Genomic DNA, 18,435 nt, shown 5'->3' with positions numbered 1-18,435 from the left:
GAGTTTGATCATGTTTATCTGCTGTTGAAAAGTTCTACTACCCAAACATTGTACTAAACTGGCATGTTCATAATATCCTGGTATGCTTGTACCAATTTGTTTCTAACTCTTAATGTTGCCTCAAACCCTAAATTGGATTTTTGACTTGCTATCATTACTTCTCCCAAGGACACATTAGGATCACCTATTTCAAAGCGGGTCTTTAAACTATCTGCTGTTTGTGATAATTCATTGACTTGATTCAATGCCTGTTGAAAAACCGAACTGAAAGAAGTGTGATTTAAACCAGAATCCAGTTTTATCCCCTCAGCCTGGGCAGCCAGAGTTTTCATTTGATTAATTAAATTTACTGTATTAATATCACTCATTTTCTCAGCCCCTGTTAAACGACATATCCTTCTTCACGCATTTTTGCGAGTTTATAGCGTAAAGTCCTTTCGCTAACCCCCAATAACGCAGCGACTTTTTGTCTGTTTCCTTCATTTTCTAATAATGTTTTTTCTATTAATTCATATTCATGTATCTGTAAATTTTTACTCGTACCCTTTGTCTTCGCTTCCGAAGGCATGGTAGTTGAATTCGTAATCTGCAAATGCTCTTCTTCGATGATACCTTGAGTTTGTAACACCAGAGCTCTTTGTATAACATTATCCAGCTCTCTCGCATTCCCTGGCCATGAATAGGACAACATTGCCTTTTGTGCATCCGGGCTAATGACTGGAACTATTGGTTGTTTATGCTGACAATGTTTACGGATTAAATAATTCGCTAATGGAATAATATCACTTGTTCTCTCTCTTAGTGGGTGCCATTGCAGAGGAAAAACATTCAATCGATAGTAAAGGTCCTCTCTAAAACGCCCTGCCAGAACCTCTTCCTTTAATTGCCTGTTTGTCGTCGCAATAATGCGCACATCAAGGTTTATTATTTTGTTTGAACCAATCCTTTCTACTTCTTTTTCCTGTAAAACTCTAAGTAATTTTGCCTGCAAACCTAAGGACATTTCACTCACTTCATCTAAAAGTAAAGTTCCACCCTGGGCTTGCTCAAACTTGCCAGGGGTTGATTTGTATGCTCCGGTAAAAGCACCTTTTTCATAACCAAACAGGGTTGCTTCCAGCATTTGTTCAGGAATTGCAGCACAATTAATTGCAATAAAAGGTTGTTTGCTTCGATAAGAATGATCATGGATAAAATGTGCGAGCACTTCCTTTCCAGTACCGCTTTCTCCACTGATCATTACTCCCACATCGGATTGTGCAACTCTCAAAGCCATTGTCAGTAAGGCTTGGCTTTTAGGATCCCGTGCAATAGGATCATTATCCTCTTCACTCAGATCAGTTTTTATATACTGCTTTATTTTTTCAATTAAGACTTGCGCGCTGAAGGGCTTTTGCAAATAATCAACAGCGCCATTGCGAATCGCTGTAACCGCATCCTCTACAGAACCATAAGCTGTCATTAGAATAACCGGCAAACCAGGCCTCTTTTTTTGTATTTCATTTAATAACTGATTTCCATCTAATTTATCCATTCTTATGTCAGTGAGTACGACACTTGGATTATGTAATTCAAGAAGTGCTAATGCCTCTTTACCGTCTTTAGCAGTGATATAGGTATGGCCTGAGATCGTCATAGTCTCAGCCAACGCTTCTCTTAATACTGAATCATCTTCAACTATTAAAACATGACTCATAGAAAATCCTTTGTTTGATAAAGTTACCCTACGTTTCTGTTCAGGCAAGGTAAATAAATAGTTACCTGTGTTCCTATCCCTTCAGTCGACTCAAGAGTCACTCGACCGCCATGCGCTTTTACTACAGCAAAAACCACCGCCAATCCAAGGCCGGTACCTTGTGCTTTTGTTGTATAGAATGGCGAAAATGCTTGTGCCCTGACTTCTTCAGACATTCCGTTTCCATTATCCTCTACTGATATTTGTATACCTGAATCATCCATGGATGCAAGTGTTAAATCAATTTGGGTTGCCTCAGATTGCAGCGCGTTGATTATCAGATTTAAAATTGCTCCAATCAAAGACTCTCCATGTATGGAGGATTCACGAGCAATAAGATGGTTATTAACATGTAATACAGCTGCATAAGACTCGATGTATGGCTGAGCTCTTTGCATTAATTGAGAGCACCAAAATTCCATATCGATATACTTTGGCTCTATGGAGGTTCCTCTGGCAAATAATAATAAATCCTGAATTTGTTGCTCTATACTGGCATGACATTCTTGCAATCTGTGAATCCAGTTTTTAATGCGATGATCCAAACTTGGGAGATTATTTAAATGCTCGGTATACAATATGGCAGAAGACAAAGGAGTTCTAATCTGATGAGCTAATTGTGCGGTCATTGTACCAATAGAAACCAATCGCTTTTCATTTTCTTTGGCTTCTTCATAATCCCTGCTTGCAGTAATGTCAGACAAAGTAATCAATATACCGGGTAAACTCTCTAAAGACGAAATGGCTACGTGCACACGCCTTCCATCAGCCAGAGACACTTCATGCCCATCATCAGCTCTTGGAACAAATGCTTTTTGAATCACATCTACCCATAGTGAACCAATCAGTCCATAACCAAGCATCGCTTCAGCTGAAGGATTTAACCACACCACTTTGCCTTGGGCATTCAAAATTACCAAGGCGGTAGGCAAACTGGACAAAATGTCCCATTCAGATAATTCTATCTGTGGTTTGACTGCACAAGTTTGATAATTTGAATAATGCATGTCATTCATTTTAATTATTATTATGAAATGTCTCTAGCAAAGTTCAGGCCAAAATTAAAATGTATTTGAAATCAATTAATTAACCAATTGAAAACCAAATTTTTTTGAATGTATTTAAAAATATAAACAATTTGTAATTTTTAAATCATTGTAAATGGGGTTAAGGAGATTTTAAAGAATCATCCATGCTTCCTACAGTCAGAATTTTGACATACTCTTTATACTTCACCGGATACCAATGTCGATTGGACTTCTTCTTTAGTATAAATTGGGAGACAAACCTAACCTGGCTTAAACAGAGAACAAATCAAACTTTCTTTTTCACATCTTTATCTAATTGGCGCAGAAAAGCGAGCTTTTCTGCAATTTTAGTTTCTAAACCTCTTTGCACCGGGTTATACCAATTTACTTCTGGCATTCCTTCAGGTAAATAACATTCACCAGCCGCATAGCCGTGTGGTTCATCATGAGCATATCGATATTCATGACCATAACCTAGTTTTTTCATTAATTGAGTAGGAGCGTTCCTCAAGTGAATGGGTACTTCTCTGGACTTGTCTCTTTTTATAAATTCCATAGCTTGATTAAATGCGACATATCCCGCATTGCTCTTGGCAGCAACAGACAAATAAATTACAGCTTGTGCCAAAGCAAGCTCGCCCTCGGGTGAGCCAAGCCTCTCATAAGTTGCAGCAGCATCATTAGCGATTTGAATTGCTTTCGGATCTGCTAACCCAATGTCTTCCCATGACATTCTAATAATACGTCTGGCTAAATAATATGGATCCACACCACCATCCAGCATTCGACATAGCCAATATAATGCCGCATCAGGATTAGAGCCTCGTACCGACTTATGTAAAGCAGAAATCTGATCGTAAAACGCTTCTCCACCTTTATCAAAACGTCGACCACTTTGTACTATCATATTATGCAAAAGCTCTACATCAACAACTGCTGTTTTAATTGTTAGGCAGGCTGTTTTTGTTTGCTCAAGTAAATTGAGTAATCGTCTGGCATCTCCATCAGCACAAGAAATTAAAAAATCCATGGCTTCCTCGGTAAATTGCAGAGAAGATAAAGCTCTTTGGTGAGCCCTAAGAAATAAGAGTTTTAACTCCTGCTCCGATAACAGTTTTAAAACATAAACTTGCGCCCGTGATAATAACGCTGGATTAACCTCAAAAGACGGATTTTCTGTAGTTGCCCCAATGAAAGTGATTAAACCTGATTCTGTATAAGGTAATAAGGCATCTTGCTGGGCTTTATTGAATCTATGAATTTCATCGATAAACAAGATAGTCTGTTTATCATGAATTAAATATTCCTGCGCTTTCTCAATCGCAGCGCGAATATCCTTAACACCCGAAAACACAGCTGATAATGCTATCCATTCACAATCAAAAGCCTGTGCGGTTAATCTTGCTATAGTAGTCTTACCGACCCCTGGTGGCCCCCATAAGATCATAGAATGCAATTTGGAGCCCATAAAACAAAGTCTTAGGGGTTTACCCTCTCCAAGCAAATGACTTTGACCTATGACCTCATCGATATGCTTAGGTCTTAAACTTTCAGCCAATGGTGGATCAGGTTCTTTATTGAATAGGCTCATAAATCAACATTAAAATTATTGTTTTACCACATCCACACCTTTAGGGGGCTTGAATTGGAACAATTTGGCAGGTAATTTAGGATTTGACTTAATCTGCACTAATTTAACATCAGTAATTTGGCCTAGCTGATCATATAACTCCAGACCAATCAAAGCACTTTGACTAAAAATTAACTTAATTCTTTGAAAATTTTCTTTTGCAGATTTGGATTTCAAATCAAAAACGGTCAATTTCCCTTTTTGTTTTTCACTGACATCGAAATCATGGGTAAGGGTTTCATCATAGCCGCTCAAAAACAATGCAGCAGTACCACCTAGTCCCTTTTCCTGATTTTTGACTGTGACTTGTTCAAGGTCCACATCATAAATCCACATTTTTTGGCCGTCAGCAACAATTAATTGTTCCAATGGATCTTTTGTTTGCCAGCGAAATCGTCCGGGACGTTGCAATGCCATGGAACCTGAAGAACGTGACACTTCATGATTCTTTGCCTTTACAATTTGACTAAAATTTGCAGTCATGGTTTGTATAGCATTTAACTTACTCTGCAGTACTTCAGCAGAAGTTTGACTAAACACTTCATGCGAAAAAATGAGCAACAAAATGAGAAACAATTTATTCATATTCAGTCCTCAGTCACTGATGTTACTAATACGTCACGATAACCACCATCCAATGGACCGACTATTCCTGTCCTCTCCATTTCCTCTATCATTCTGGCAGCGCGATTATAACCGATTTTTAATCTTCTCTGTACCGCAGAAATACTAGCTTTGCGTGTCTGAATTACAAACTCTACCGCCTGATCATAAAGAGGATCATCGTCTTCTACGGATTGCCCTCCATTGTCATCATCGAAAGCGCCATCCCCATTTTCATTTACCATTTTAAGGATGTCATCAACATAATCAGGTTCACCCCTTGACCGCCAGTCATCAGCAATACGATGAACTTCCTTATCATCGACAAAAGCACCGTGCACACGTAAAGGAGCTCCACTTCCAGGCGCCAGATATAACATATCACCATGGCCGAGCAATTGTTCGGCTCCTTGTTGGTCAAGTATAGTGCGTGAGTCAATTTTTGAAGACACCTGAAATGATATTCTTGTTGGAATATTGGATTTAATTAAACCTGTTAATACATCCACTGAAGGTCTTTGTGTCGCAAGAATCATATGGATTCCTGCTGCTCTTGCTTTTTGTGCAATACGAGCAATCAATTGCTCCACTTTCTTGCCAACAACCATCATCATGTCAGCAAGTTCATCAATTACAACAACTACATAAGGCAGTGCTTGCAACTCTGGTGCTGTTTCATCCATAGAGTCGACGGGTTTCCATAATGGATTTAACAATGGCTGGCCATTAACTGCCGCTTCCGTAATTTTGGTGTTATACCCTGCCAAATTCCTAACACCCAATGCGGCCATTAACCTATAACGCCTTTCCATTTCCTCTACACACCAACGCAGTGCGCTCGCTGCCTCCTTCATGTCGGTAACAACAGGAGTCAGCAAATGTGGAATCCCATCATAAACTGATAATTCCAACATTTTGGGATCAACCATAATTAAACGCACTTGCTCTGGACTTGCTTTAAAAAGAATACTTAAAATCATGGCATTAATACCAACTGATTTACCAGAACCAGTTGTTCCTGCAACCAGTAGATGAGGCATTTTTGCCAAATCAACCACCATAGGGTGCCCACCAATATCAACTCCCAAGGCTAAAGATAAGGGAGAATGAGCTTGCTGATACACATCTGCAGATAAAACATCAGATAGCCTGACCACTTGACGTGAATGATTAGGTAATTCAAGGCCCACAACAGTTTTACCAGGAATAACCTCTACAACTCGAACAGAAATAACTGATAATGAACGGGCCAAATCCTTTGCCAAAGCGGTCAGTTTGCTCACTTTGACCCCTGCTGCCAATTGCAATTCAAATCGGGTTACCACCGGCCCTGGGTGAACGGCTACAACATCTGCCTGGATACCAAAATCAAGCAAGTGTTGTTCTACATCTCTTGAAAGACTTTCCAATTCCTCATGTGTATAACCTCCCATCGGCTTCCCTGGTTGACCTTTATCTAACAACGACAGACTGGGAAGAGATCCAGGGGTTATTGTTTTAGGAGGACGAATTTCCTTGAACTCATTGGTAGATTTGACAATTTCAGGTTTTTCTTCACTTGCAATTAAAACAGGTGTTGCTTTTTCTTGCTCTTTATCTTTCTTGTCCTGGAATAATTTAGGAACAGATTTCTTTTTTTCATTATCAGGTTTAGGGAGTTGTTCGGTCTTGATCAATGGTGTTTTTAATTTCTCTTTGTTAAAATTTTCAGAAATAATTTGCATTCCTTTTCTGATGAATTTATCAAGAAATGTGAAAAGATTTAATGTGTAATACCCGATTAACTCAATTGCCTTTATCCAGGATAATCCAGTCAGCCAGGTTGTTCCCACAAGAAACATTGCTAATAAAAGTAAAGTGGCTCCTTCCATGTTAAGCATTTGACACCAACCATTTCCAACTGTTTGTCCGATAATACCTCCTGAGCTGTGAATGGTATCTACTGCTTCAAAGCGATGATTTATACTCAATAAGCCACAACCACCAGAAACCATGAGGATAAAACCAACTGTTCTCAGTAACAGAACCATTCTATCCAGCTCTTTAAAAGAGCGAAAATCTTTCAAAATGGCCCAGGCAATGTAAACAAATGCTATTGGTAATAAGAAAGCAAAATATCCAAATGCAAAATAAAGCGCATCGGCAATATACGCACCAACTTGTCCCCCTGAGTTTGAAACGGACATACCAGAACGGGAGGCATGAGACCAGCCTGGATCATTGGTTGAATAGGTAAATAAAGACAAGAGAACAAAAAGAGCTCCTGTCAAAATCAATATAAAACTCCCCTCACACAAGCGTTTTATTATAAAGCTCGGCATGGATTTTTTAGGGATTCCAGCCTGTTTTCCCGAATGTTGTTTTGCCATAGGTATTTTAATGTTTTTATTTTTGTCATAATATTTGCCATCTTAACACAAAAAATAAGGAAGGCAGAGACAATGAGCATAAGCAATCACCATCGCTTAATCATACTCGGTTCAGGTCCTGCAGGTTACACTGCTGCAGTCTATGCCGCAAGAGCCAATCTGAATCCCGTTTTGATCACCGGAATGCAGCCTGGTGGACAATTAACGACCACGACTGATGTAGACAACTGGCCCGGAGATATTGAAGGATTACAAGGCCCCGCTCTAATGGAGCGTATGCAAAAACACGCGGAACGCTTTGATACTCAAGTCATATTCGATCATATTGTCAAAGCTGATTTAGCGCAAGCTCCCTTTACACTACAAGGGGATAGTGCTACTTACACCTGCGATGCCTTGATTATTGCAACCGGAGCCTCTGCTCGTTATTTGGGATTACCCTCAGAAACGGCCTACCAGGGGCGAGGTGTCTCAGCATGTGCTACTTGCGATGGATTTTTTTATCGCAATAAAAGTGTTTGCGTTATTGGAGGAGGCAATACTGCCGTTGAAGAAGCACTTTATTTATCAAATTTGGCATCTTCCGTTACTCTGATTCATAGACGAGACAGCTTACGTGCAGAAAAGATATTGCAAAATAAACTCTTTGAGAAAGCGCATTCCGGTAACATCAAAATAGTATGGAACTCAACCCTTGACGAAGTACTGGGCGATGAGAAAAAAGTTACAGGAGCCATGATTCGTAACCTTAAAACTGGCGAAACTGATCAACTGGCAATGGATGGTATTTTTATAGCCATTGGACACACACCAAATACTGCAATATTTCAAGATCAGCTGGCTATGAGAGACGGTTATATCTTGATTAAGTCAGGACTTGATGGAATGGCAACAAGCACCTCTGTTCCTGGAGTATTTGCTTGTGGCGACGTTGCTGATCATGTTTATCGTCAGGCCATTACATCAGCAGGATTTGGGTGCATGGCAGCCCTGGATGCTGAAAAGTACCTGGATTCAATATAAAATTGGCTTACGATAGCGACTATACTTTTCCTGACCCGGAAACCAGTGATAAACAGGGTTTATTAGCAATTGGGGGTGTTTTGACCCCCAAGCGAGTTTTGCAAGCCTACTCCCAAGGAATTTTCCCTTGGTATGAGCCCGGTAACCCTGTTCTTTGGTGGTCACCTAATCCGCGCCTGATCTTAATACCTAACGAATTTAAAATATCCAGAAGTTTAAAAAAAACTCTGAAAAAACCTTTTAAACTGACTGTCGATACTGCTTTTCAACGAGTCATTTCATACTGTGCAACTTGTTCAGACAGGACTAATAAGACCTGGATCACTCGTGAAATGATAGAAACATACACCCAATTACATGAGATGGGATATGCGCATTCCTTTGAAATCTGGGACGGTTCCGAACTTGTAGGTGGACTTTACGGAATCAGCCTTGGACATGCTTTTTTTGGTGAATCGATGTTTCATACAATAACCGATGCCTCCAAAGTCGCCTTGCATTTTTTATGTAGCATTATGCAATCATGGAATTTTGATTTTATTGATTGCCAGTTGCCAACCTTACATTTAATGCGCCTTGGCGCAAAAATAATAAGTCGAAAAGAATTTCTTCATATGTTACAAGAAACTTTAAAATACCCTGACAAGAAGGGAAATTGGTCTGTTGATTAAATTAATTAAATCTTTTTATCAATAACCGTTTATCTTTTAAAACTAAATAGAGTGAGAATAAGCATGAAGCAGCATTCACAAGGTTTTTTAAAACTGGTAGCGGAAGCAAAAAAACGTATAAACGAGATTAGTCCTCAAATTTTAAAAAGTAAAATCGATAACAATGAAAAGTTAATTATAATAGATGTTCGTGAAACAAATGAATGGGAAACAGGTAAAATCCCGAACGCAATTCATTTAAGTAAAGGGATTATTGAGCGTGACATTGAAAAAATTATCACAGATAATCAAAGCAATATTGTAGTTTATTGCAGCGGGGGTTATCGCTGCGCTTTGGTAGCCGATAGTCTACAAAAAATGAGATATACCAATGTATATTCTCTGGATACTGGATTGCAAGGATGGCTAGATGCTGGATACAGCCTGGTAAAATAATTGAATATCTCCCAATAATTGAGCCTTGGGCTATATCTTTGAACAATGTAATTGCAAGACTGGATTGCCATTTTCCGCAATTTAGTGCACTATTTCACTTTTAAAAATTTGATACATCATTTGAGAGACATATGGCAAAAGAAGATCACATTGAAATGGCTGGTACTGTCATAGATACACTACCCAACACCATGTTTCGCGTTGAGTTGGAAAATGGACATATCGTTACGGCTCACATTTCAGGTCGGATGAGGAAAAATTATATCAGAATTCTGACTGGGGATAAGGTTAAGGTAGAGCTGACTCCTTACGATCTTTCAAAGGGTCGTATCATTTTTCGCGATAAAGGCTAAATGCGTTTCATCCAATTTCTATAGCTGTTCTCTGTTTCATTAAAGAAAATCTGACGGAATATAGAAAAAGCTGGCTGCAAGCAGCCAGGTATATAGCTAATGTTCCAGAGAACTATCACCAAGATTACAGAGCAAGTGGTTAACCTCGATGGTTTGGGGTATTTTATTTCCCGGCAACCATCATATTTTCTATTAAAATAGAGCCACAGCGCATGGAAATATTCGGATTAATGTCACTGCCTACTGCCAATATCATCCGGTACATTTCTTTAAGATTTCCTGCAATAGTAATTTGATCAACCGGATATTGTATGACCCCATCCTCAACCCAGTATCCACTTGCCCCACGTGAATAATCTCCGGTAATACCATTCACACCCTGGCCCATTAGTTCTGTAACCAGCAACCCTTTCCGCATCATTTTCAAAAGGTCACCAAGATCCCCGCAAGTAGGATCAATGGTTAAATTATGAACGCCATCACTATTTGCTGTTGTCTTTAAACCCATTTTTCGCGCCGAATAACTGCCAAGAACATATTGAAGCAAACGCCCCTTTTCAACTAATACATTGGGTCGCGTAGGCACACCTTCCCCATCAAAAGGGGCGCTCCCCAAAGCACCTTTTAAATGTGGCTGTTCGTAAATATGAACAAACTCCGGAAACAATTGTTGTCCAATGGAATCAAGCAAAAAGGAATTTTTTCTGTATAAATTTGAACCACTAATAGCGCTCACAAAGCTACCCAATAATCCACTGGAAACTCTTGAAGAAAAAATAACCGGTGTCATTTGTGTCTTAATTTGTTTTGATCCCAGACGACTTAATGCCCTTTCGACAGCTTTAGCTGCTATCAAATCAGCTGAGACTAAATTTTCCGCATTTCTGGCCGTCGTATAATCATAGTCTCTTTGCATTTCATCACCTTCTTTGGCGATTACCGAGCAACTTATACTATGTCGAGTACTATGAATAAACCCCTCTCCACCATGGGTATTGGCATAACCGTGATGAGATTCATAGGAAGAAACATTAACACCATCTGAATTAGTAATCCGTTTATCTAAAGACAAGGCATGTGATTCGCATTTTAAAGCCAAATCTATAGCTTGTTGTGGGGTAATGTCCCAGGAGTGATACAAATCAAGATCTGGATGATTCTTTGTCATCAATTCCTTATCAGCTAATCCAAAGCATGGTTCTTCAGCACTAACCTTTGCTATCTCACAGGCTGCTTTAACCAAAGACTGTAATGCTTCAGGAGATGTGTCTGTACTGCTTGCTCCCCCTTTGCGCTGCCCAATGTATACAGTTAAACCAACTCCTTTATCTTCGCTAAAAGCGACTGTCTCCACTTCCCCCATTCTCACATCGACTGAAAAACCTCGATCATAATTTACAGCCACTGCTGCATCAGTGGCACCTTCTTTTTTGGCAAGTTCCAAGACATCTTTTATCACTCGATTTAAATCTGTTGTTGACTTATATACTTCACTATTGTTATTTTGCGGTTTAATTTGCATATGAGATTCCGTGGTGTTGAATGATGTACATAAGGATACAATAACATGTCTTCGCAAACCAATGTTTATCCTGCAAACAAATTGAATTTATGGCCCTTGCTTATTTTAGCACTCGCCATTTTCATCCCTATGACGTCCTACTCTGCCAGTGATTGGCAAGAACTTACTCCAGGTATTGAATATCAGGATCTAGAAGGAGGCTTGTTAAATCCATGGTCTCATATTCATGTATTTCGTATCGATCTTAATAAAAATCAGATGGCATTGGTGACAGCCAAAAACCTTGCTCAAAAAAATGCATCCGTTGATCAATTTGCTGAACACAGCAAAGCTTTACTTAGCATAAATGGCGGATTTTTTGATCATGAATTCAATCCTCTGGGGCTTAGGATTAACAACAAAAAACAGGAAAATCCATTAAAACGCATTAGCTGGTGGGGCATTTTTTATGTTAAGGATAATAAACCTCGTATTACTAACATACGCAATTTTCATTATGACAGTAACATTGATTTTGCTATTCAAAGCGGCCCCAGATTATTAATCAGAGGAAACATCCCTTCTCTTAAAGCCGGGGTTGCTGACAGAACAGCATTGGGGATCACGGACGATGGCAAAGTGATTATATTGGTTACAACAAATGCCGCCATGTCAACCAGACAATTAGCTCAAATTATGAGGTCGCCTCCATTATCCTGTAGTGACGCAATCAATTTGGATGGTGGAAGTTCCAGCCAATTATATGCCAAGATTGACAGCTTTCAGCTCAATGTACATGGTTTTTCTAATGTCAGTGATGCGATCATAGTTAAGAAAATTTAGGGGCATTCGAGTCAAGCCCCTTATCATTGATTGGATTCAAACCCCTTATAGTACTTAATTCATGCGTTCCAGCCACGTGCAGAATCTCCTTTTCAAATTCCACCTTTGTTTTCGCGAGATCCGTAATCCCGAATCTGCTATATCATTCGTATACATAAATCACAATCAAGTCATGATTTTTTTAATGATATAATATAGATTATTGAGATGAAAAATATTTATAAATTACTCCATTCAACAGGTAATTTAATGAAATTAAAAGAAATCAGAACAATCATCTACAACTATGGTGAGGAAGAAATCCTTAAGCATATCTTGTATGAATCCAAAGAACCTATCTTAATTAAAATACCTGATTTTACCAGCCAATTTTCACTCGATTATTTTGAACAACTCACTCAGGCCAAAACCACTTATTGTACCTTTGAAAACAAGCGATGTGTTGATTTCCAAGCGGGCAATTTTGCTGAAGTCATCCAACAAATAAAAAGCAACAAACCCATTCGTATTTTTGGGCAAATTTTGTCTAGAGAACGCTCTAAGGAAATAGAAAAGCATGTGCCACTTTGGCAAAAAATTCCTTTCAGGCCAAGGTATTTTAGAGAAACCAAAAAAGTGGCTTATTTTTTTGGAGGTAAAGGCGCTGTCTCAGAAATGCATTTTGACCGAGAACATTGCTGCAATCTTCATTTATGTTTGAGTGGGAAAAAACAAGTATTGCTGTTTACCAGAAAACAAAGTGACAACCTTTACAAACTCCCCTTTATTGGGGATTCTTTGATTGACTTCACTCAACCCCTGGATGTTTTAATTCAACAATACCCCAGACTGAATCAGGCTGAAGGATATCAGGTTCTACTTGAGAAAGGCGATATGTTATTCATGCCTAGAAATTGTTGGCATTACACAGAGTATCTTGATGCGTCATCTGCCGCTACTTATGTGTTTTATCCTAACAAATTTTTCCAATATTATGGATATTTTACCGGCAATTTTTTTTTGGGGTATAAAGAAGAATCCGGTTTTAAAATTTATAGATGGCCTTTTTTTGAGAAATTCAGCCGTCGCTATGCATTATCAACAGGAGTCTCTAAAATCACGTTTAAAATAATAGAAAAAATTTTATTTCTATTCATGCTGCCTATAATTAGCCTATTAAACATTATTTCTCATAAATTTAACCCCCGCAGAGTATTTTAACCCACAACTTATCCACAGAATAATCCCAGATTATTCTATTGACCAAAGTAAAAAAACACATTATCTTGTTATTAAAACCCCTAAAACACCCTATATCTTGGGTTTTTTGCTATAATTATGGTAACAGTAAACAAAAGCTTCTCTTGACGGTCGTAAAAACAGGAGCAAGTCTTAGTTTCAACGAAACTAGGATTGCCTTTTAAACAAGTTCGTAAAACATGTTGGATTCACTGAAACAATGAATTGCCAAAATATATTTCGTGGAGGAAAAATGTCCGAAATTCTTGAGCCGGTAAAGGATATACCGCTAACAAATCAACTGGAATTGACTGCTAATGTCCCAGGCATGCTTAAAACAATAAAACGAAATGGCAAGGTAGTCATTTATGATGATACTAAAATCAAAATTGCTATTACCAAAGCCTTTATTGCCGACGAAGGTGGTACAGCCCCAACTTCTGATCGAATTCACCAGCAAATCGAAGAGCTAACCAGACAAATCACCCAGGTATTTAAACGCCGTTTACCTAGTGGTGGCGCTATTCATATTGAAGAGATCCAGGATCAAGTTGAACTCGCTCTTATGCGCAGCGGACACTATAAAGTAGCTCGCTCCTATGTTTTATATAGAGAAGAACGTCGAAAAGCACGAGAATCAGAATCGAAACAAAAACAAACAAAAGACAGTAAGCATTTATTAATAACTATGCCTAATGGAGAAGTACAACCATTAGATATGGACAGGGTCAATACTATCGTCAAAGAATCATGTCGTGACCTCAGCAACGTCAAAGCAGAACCTGTTATTAAAGATGCCTTGCGTAATCTTTATAACCAAGCCAAATATGAAGATGTCCACAAAGCTTTGATTATGTCAGCGCGTGCGTTGGTTGAAAAAGAACCTAATTACACTTATGTCAGCGCGCGTTTGTTGCTAGACAGCTTACGTTCTGAAGCACTGACTAAACTCAATATCAAATCAGAAGCTACATTTGATGAAATGGCTCAAATCTATCCAGTTTATTTCAAATCTTACATAGAGCAAGGTATTGCCCAAGGTATGCTTGACCCTAAGATGGCTGACTTCGATCTGGACAAACTTAGCCAAGCTCTTCTTCCCGAACGAGATATGAAGTTCACCTATTTAAGTTTACAAACTTTATATGATCGTTATTTTATTCATGAGCGCGGGGTAAGATATGAGCTTCCTCAAGCTTTTTTCATGCGAGTAGCCATGGGCCTTGCTCTTCGTGAACAACATAAGGAAGAGAAAGCCATAGAGTTTTATCAGTTACTCTCTTCATTTGATTATATGTCTTCCACTCCAACATTATTTAATTCCGGAACAGTAAGGCCGCAGTTATCCAGTTGCTATTTAACAACAGTACCCGATCATTTGGATGGTATTTATAGCGCTATAAAAGACAATGCCCTTCTCTCTAAATATGCTGGAGGACTAGGCAATGACTGGACTCCAGTACGAGCTATGGGTGCTCATATCAAAGGGACTAATGGTAAATCTCAAGGTGTAGTTCCTTTCCTGAATGTTGCCGATGCTACTGCTGTAGCAGTAAATCAGGGGGGGAAACGCAAGGGAGCTGTCTGCGCGTACCTGGAATGCTGGCACAGAGATGTAGAGGAATTTCTGGAGTTAAGAAAAAATACTGGCGATGATCGCCGCCGTACTCACGACATGAATACTGCCCTTTGGGTACCTGATTTGTTTATGAAGCGTGTTCGTGAAGATGGTAATTGGACTTTATTTTCACCTGATGAAGTACCCGATTTACATGATCAATATGGTAAAGCATTTGAGGCTCTCTATGTTGAATATGAAGAAAAAGCTCGACAAGGTATTATTAGGAATACAAAAACCATTTCAGCTGTCAAACTATGGCGTAGAATGCTTTCCATGCTTTTTGAAACTGGTCATCCATGGCTAACATTCAAAGATCCCTGCAATTTACGATCACCTCAGCAACATGCTGGAGTAATACACAGTTCTAATTTATGTACAGAGATTACTCTAAATACTTCTGAAGAAGAAATTGCTGTGTGCAATTTAGGCAGTGTCAATCTTCCAGCGCATATTAAAAACGGTAAACTGGATGAGCAAAAACTCAAGCGCACAATATCAACAGCTGTCCGTATGTTGGATAATGTCATTGATATTAATTATTATTCTGTACCTCAAGCTCGTAACTCCAACTTGCAACATCGGCCAATTGGTCTAGGTATCATGGGCTTTCAGGATGCGCTATACGAATTAAAAATGGATTATGCATCCAAAGAAGCCATTGAATTTGCTGACTCTTCCATGGAACTAATTAGTTACTATGCTATCGAAGCTTCTTGTGACCTGGCTAAAGAGCGGGGCAGTTACTCAACCTATGAGGGTTCTCTATGGAGCAAAGGCATATTGCCTATCGATTCAATTAACCTCTTGCAACAATCCCGTAATAAATATCTGGAGCAAGACAGGTCACAAAAACTGGATTGGGAACCATTACGAGTTAAAGTTCGCACACAAGGCATGCGTAACTCAAATGTAATGGCTATTGCACCTACAGCCACAATATCCAACATCTGCGGTGTATCACAATCTATTGAGCCAACTTATCAGAACCTTTACGTCAAATCCAACTTGTCAGGCGAATTTACCGTGGTGAATCCCTATTTGGTGGCCGATTTAAAAACTCTGAACCTTTGGGATGAAGTCATGGTCAATGATCTAAAATATTTTAATGGCAGTGTACAACCTATCAGTCGAATTCCAGAGGAGCTGAAAAGACGTTATGCCACTTCTTTTGAAATTGACCCCATGTGGTTGGTTGAAGCCGCGTCACGCCGTCAAAAATGGATAGATCAAGCCCAATCCTTGAACATCTATATGGCCCAACCTTCTGGTAAAAAACTGGATCAGCTTTATATGCATGCATGGATTCGTGGATTAAAAACTACTTACTACTTACGTAGTTTAGGTGCAAGTAATGCTGAAAAATCCACTGTTACCGACGGGGCACTTAACGCAGTCAAATTAATAGATACCGAACCAAAGGCTTGTTCTATTACTGATCCAGACTGCGAGGCTTGCCAATAATCAGGAGAAATTTATGAACTTCAATGATACTCAAGAAATTGTCGTAACTCCTCTTATGGGCGCGACAGGGCTCGAAACTTTAGAAATGGGGGCTGCACGCATTCATGTCGATGACAAGCAAATCATTAATTGCCGTGCTGACTTAAATCAATTGGTGCCTTTCAAATACAAATGGGCTTGGGATAAATACTTGACAGCCTGTGCTAATCATTGGATGCCCAATGAAATCAGTATGAGTGCCGATGTCGCCTTATGGAAAGATCCTTATGGTCTTACAGAAGATGAGCGTTTAATCATTAAGCGTAATTTGGGATTTTTTTCAACCGCTGATTCACTCGTTGCGAATAATCTGGTTCTTGCTGTTTACAGACATATTACTAACCCTGAGTGTCGTCAATATCTTTTAAGGCAAGCTTTTGAAGAAGCGTTACACACTCATGCTTATCAATACATTATAGAGAGTTTGGGGCTGGATGAAGCGGAAGTATTTAATATGTATAGAGAAATACCTTCTGTATCCAGAAAAGCGGTTTGGGCATTGCCATTTACTCAAAGCTTAGGTGATGAGACCTTCCATACAGGCACTCCGGAAAATGATCAACGCCTGCTACGCGATTTAATTGCATTTTATGTCGTGTTTGAGGGTATTTTCTTTTATGTCGGATTTACTCAAATTCTGTCCATGGGACGTCGTAACAAAATGGTAGGAACATCAGAACAGTTCCAATATATACTGCGCGATGAGTCCATGCATATGAATTTCGGTATTGATGTGATTAATCAAATCAAAATCGAAAATCCTCATTTATGGACACCTGAATTTAAGAATGAAATAATTCAACTCATCAGAGAAGGCGTTGAGCTCGAATACCAATATGCCAGAGACACTATGCCTCATGGCATTCTCGGAATGAACGCCGAGATGTTTGAAGAATATTTGCACTTTATTGCAAACCGTCGCTTAAATCAAATAGGTCTGCCGGATCAATACCCTGGTGCTGAAAACCCATTCCCCTGGATGAGTGAAATGCTGGATCTCAAAAAAGAGAAAAACTTTTTTGAAACTCGTGTTATTGAATATCAGGCTGGTGGTACTTTAAGCTGGGATGATGAATAAAATTTAATCATGTTACCTTGAGCAAAGTAAGGGAGTTCATTTAGAGAAATCCCTTACTTTGTGAAAAAGTCATGCCCCAGCCTTTAACTTAACCAAACTTAATAATATTCTACGTATTTCCATTATTTTTGATTTAATTTTGAACAAATCAACCTCTAAATCCAAATTTATGGTGACATTTTAGTATGATCAGGTAAAATCCCAAGCGCATAGAAATAATGCTATGCCAGCAAAATAATAACAACATCGCTAAAAGATATAACACACTCAGAACAATGCATTCTATTAACTGAAAATCAAGATGAGGTAAGTTATGCAGTCTAAAATACACAAAAAAGAAGACAATACAAATTACAGCTTTCTATTAAAATGTATGGCTGCTGCTACAGCAGCACTTGCTACAGCAGCAATAGTAACCGCTGTGGTAATCAAAGCCACTGCGACAGCAGCCGTAGGTTTTGGTGTTGCAACCGCAGGAGCAGCTCTATCTCCATTATTAGTTGTAGGAGGAGCATTACTAGCTGCTGTGGGTATCTGCTGCCTTCCATTATTGCTCTGCTGTGGCAGTAGCCGTAGTGTATATACCGTATCAAGCTCACCAGCTTACAGACCTTGGAGCAGTGCATGGTATACAGGCTATAACCCAACTTTTCATTCGCATCCTGTTTATAACAATGGCGGTACTTACCACACTCATCACTCAGGAACCGTTCATACCCATTCTAATCCAGTACATACACATGGTAATAATGTTCACGTCCATGCTACTCCAAGTAATGTTCATGGACACAGATAATTTTATCTAAACCAAGTGTATTTTATGTATT

At 39.1% G+C, this 18,435-nt stretch carries 16 protein-coding genes; 9 read left to right on the top strand and 7 right to left on the bottom strand.

What is annotated here, in order from left to right; translation table 11 throughout:
* Window positions 1-53 precede the first annotated feature (53 nt).
* From fliE to OQI99_RS03760, 6 genes are all read right to left on the bottom strand, one after another.
* Window positions 54-368, bottom strand: a complete 315-nt coding sequence (fliE, locus tag OQI99_RS03785) for a flagellar hook-basal body complex protein FliE (protein WP_011214025.1) — start codon at window positions 366-368, stop codon at window positions 54-56.
* Between the two features lie 14 nt (window positions 369-382).
* Window positions 383-1,696: a sigma-54-dependent response regulator transcription factor FleR gene (gene fleR, locus OQI99_RS03780; protein WP_011214026.1), complete on the bottom strand. Its 1,314-nt coding sequence runs from the start codon at window positions 1,694-1,696 to the stop codon at window positions 383-385.
* A gap of 23 nt (window positions 1,697-1,719) precedes the next feature.
* Window positions 1,720-2,751, bottom strand: a complete 1,032-nt coding sequence (locus tag OQI99_RS03775; protein WP_011214027.1) for a sensor histidine kinase — start codon at window positions 2,749-2,751, stop codon at window positions 1,720-1,722.
* 298 nt (window positions 2,752-3,049) lie between these two features.
* A complete protein-coding gene (locus OQI99_RS03770; RefSeq protein WP_011214028.1) occupies window positions 3,050-4,354 on the bottom strand; it encodes a replication-associated recombination protein A in 1,305 nt (434 codons plus the stop codon).
* A 15-nt stretch (window positions 4,355-4,369) separates the two neighbouring features.
* Window positions 4,370-4,978 (bottom strand): outer membrane lipoprotein chaperone LolA, encoded by a 609-nt coding sequence (gene lolA / locus OQI99_RS03765; protein ID WP_011214029.1) that lies wholly within the window; start codon window positions 4,976-4,978, stop codon window positions 4,370-4,372.
* A gap of 2 nt (window positions 4,979-4,980) precedes the next feature.
* Window positions 4,981-7,365 (bottom strand): DNA translocase FtsK, encoded by a 2,385-nt coding sequence (locus OQI99_RS03760; protein WP_011214030.1) that lies wholly within the window; start codon window positions 7,363-7,365, stop codon window positions 4,981-4,983.
* Between the two features lie 72 nt (window positions 7,366-7,437).
* Between OQI99_RS03760 and trxB the strand changes: the two genes are divergently transcribed.
* The 4 genes from trxB (at window position 7,438) to infA (ending at window position 9,847) form a co-directional block, all read left to right on the top strand.
* Window positions 7,438-8,388 (top strand): thioredoxin-disulfide reductase, encoded by a 951-nt coding sequence (gene trxB / locus OQI99_RS03750; protein WP_011214031.1) that lies wholly within the window; start codon window positions 7,438-7,440, stop codon window positions 8,386-8,388.
* Between the two features lie 2 nt (window positions 8,389-8,390).
* The gene (gene aat, locus OQI99_RS03745; RefSeq protein WP_061512551.1) at window positions 8,391-9,059 is read left to right on the top strand and encodes a leucyl/phenylalanyl-tRNA--protein transferase; all 669 of its coding nucleotides are present in this window, start codon (window positions 8,391-8,393) and stop codon (window positions 9,057-9,059) included.
* Between the two features lie 63 nt (window positions 9,060-9,122).
* Window positions 9,123-9,494 (top strand): rhodanese-like domain-containing protein, encoded by a 372-nt coding sequence (locus OQI99_RS03740; protein ID WP_011214033.1) that lies wholly within the window; start codon window positions 9,123-9,125, stop codon window positions 9,492-9,494.
* A gap of 131 nt (window positions 9,495-9,625) precedes the next feature.
* Window positions 9,626-9,847, top strand: coding sequence for a translation initiation factor IF-1 (gene infA / locus OQI99_RS03735; RefSeq protein ID WP_010947496.1), 222 nt, complete (start codon window positions 9,626-9,628; stop codon window positions 9,845-9,847).
* A gap of 163 nt (window positions 9,848-10,010) precedes the next feature.
* Here infA and pmbA read toward each other — a convergent pair whose 3' ends face one another.
* On the bottom strand, window positions 10,011-11,369 hold the full coding sequence (gene pmbA / locus OQI99_RS03730; RefSeq protein ID WP_011214034.1) for a metalloprotease PmbA: 1,359 nt from the start codon (window positions 11,367-11,369) through the stop codon (window positions 10,011-10,013).
* A gap of 45 nt (window positions 11,370-11,414) precedes the next feature.
* Between pmbA and OQI99_RS03725 the strand changes: the two genes are divergently transcribed.
* The 5 genes from OQI99_RS03725 (at window position 11,415) to OQI99_RS03705 (ending at window position 18,404) form a co-directional block, all read left to right on the top strand.
* Window positions 11,415-12,191: a phosphodiester glycosidase family protein gene (locus OQI99_RS03725; RefSeq protein ID WP_011214035.1), complete on the top strand. Its 777-nt coding sequence runs from the start codon at window positions 11,415-11,417 to the stop codon at window positions 12,189-12,191.
* A 249-nt stretch (window positions 12,192-12,440) separates the two neighbouring features.
* Window positions 12,441-13,391 (top strand): cupin-like domain-containing protein, encoded by a 951-nt coding sequence (locus OQI99_RS03720; RefSeq protein ID WP_011214036.1) that lies wholly within the window; start codon window positions 12,441-12,443, stop codon window positions 13,389-13,391.
* A gap of 271 nt (window positions 13,392-13,662) precedes the next feature.
* Window positions 13,663-16,491 (top strand): ribonucleoside-diphosphate reductase subunit alpha, encoded by a 2,829-nt coding sequence (locus OQI99_RS03715; RefSeq protein WP_011214037.1) that lies wholly within the window; start codon window positions 13,663-13,665, stop codon window positions 16,489-16,491.
* Window positions 16,492-16,504: 13 nt separating this feature from the next.
* Window positions 16,505-17,608 (top strand): ribonucleotide-diphosphate reductase subunit beta, encoded by a 1,104-nt coding sequence (locus OQI99_RS03710; RefSeq protein WP_011214038.1) that lies wholly within the window; start codon window positions 16,505-16,507, stop codon window positions 17,606-17,608.
* Window positions 17,609-17,921: 313 nt separating this feature from the next.
* On the top strand, window positions 17,922-18,404 hold the full coding sequence (locus OQI99_RS03705) for a lpg1776 family Dot/Icm T4SS effector (RefSeq protein WP_011214039.1): 483 nt from the start codon (window positions 17,922-17,924) through the stop codon (window positions 18,402-18,404).
* Window positions 18,405-18,435 lie beyond the last annotated feature (31 nt).

The organism is Legionella sp. PATHC039, assembly GCF_026191275.1.
Lineage (GTDB): Bacteria > Pseudomonadota > Gammaproteobacteria > Legionellales > Legionellaceae > Legionella > Legionella pneumophila.
The sequence above is the reverse complement of the archived record's forward strand: the minus strand, read 5'-3'. Positions and strand labels throughout refer to the sequence as shown.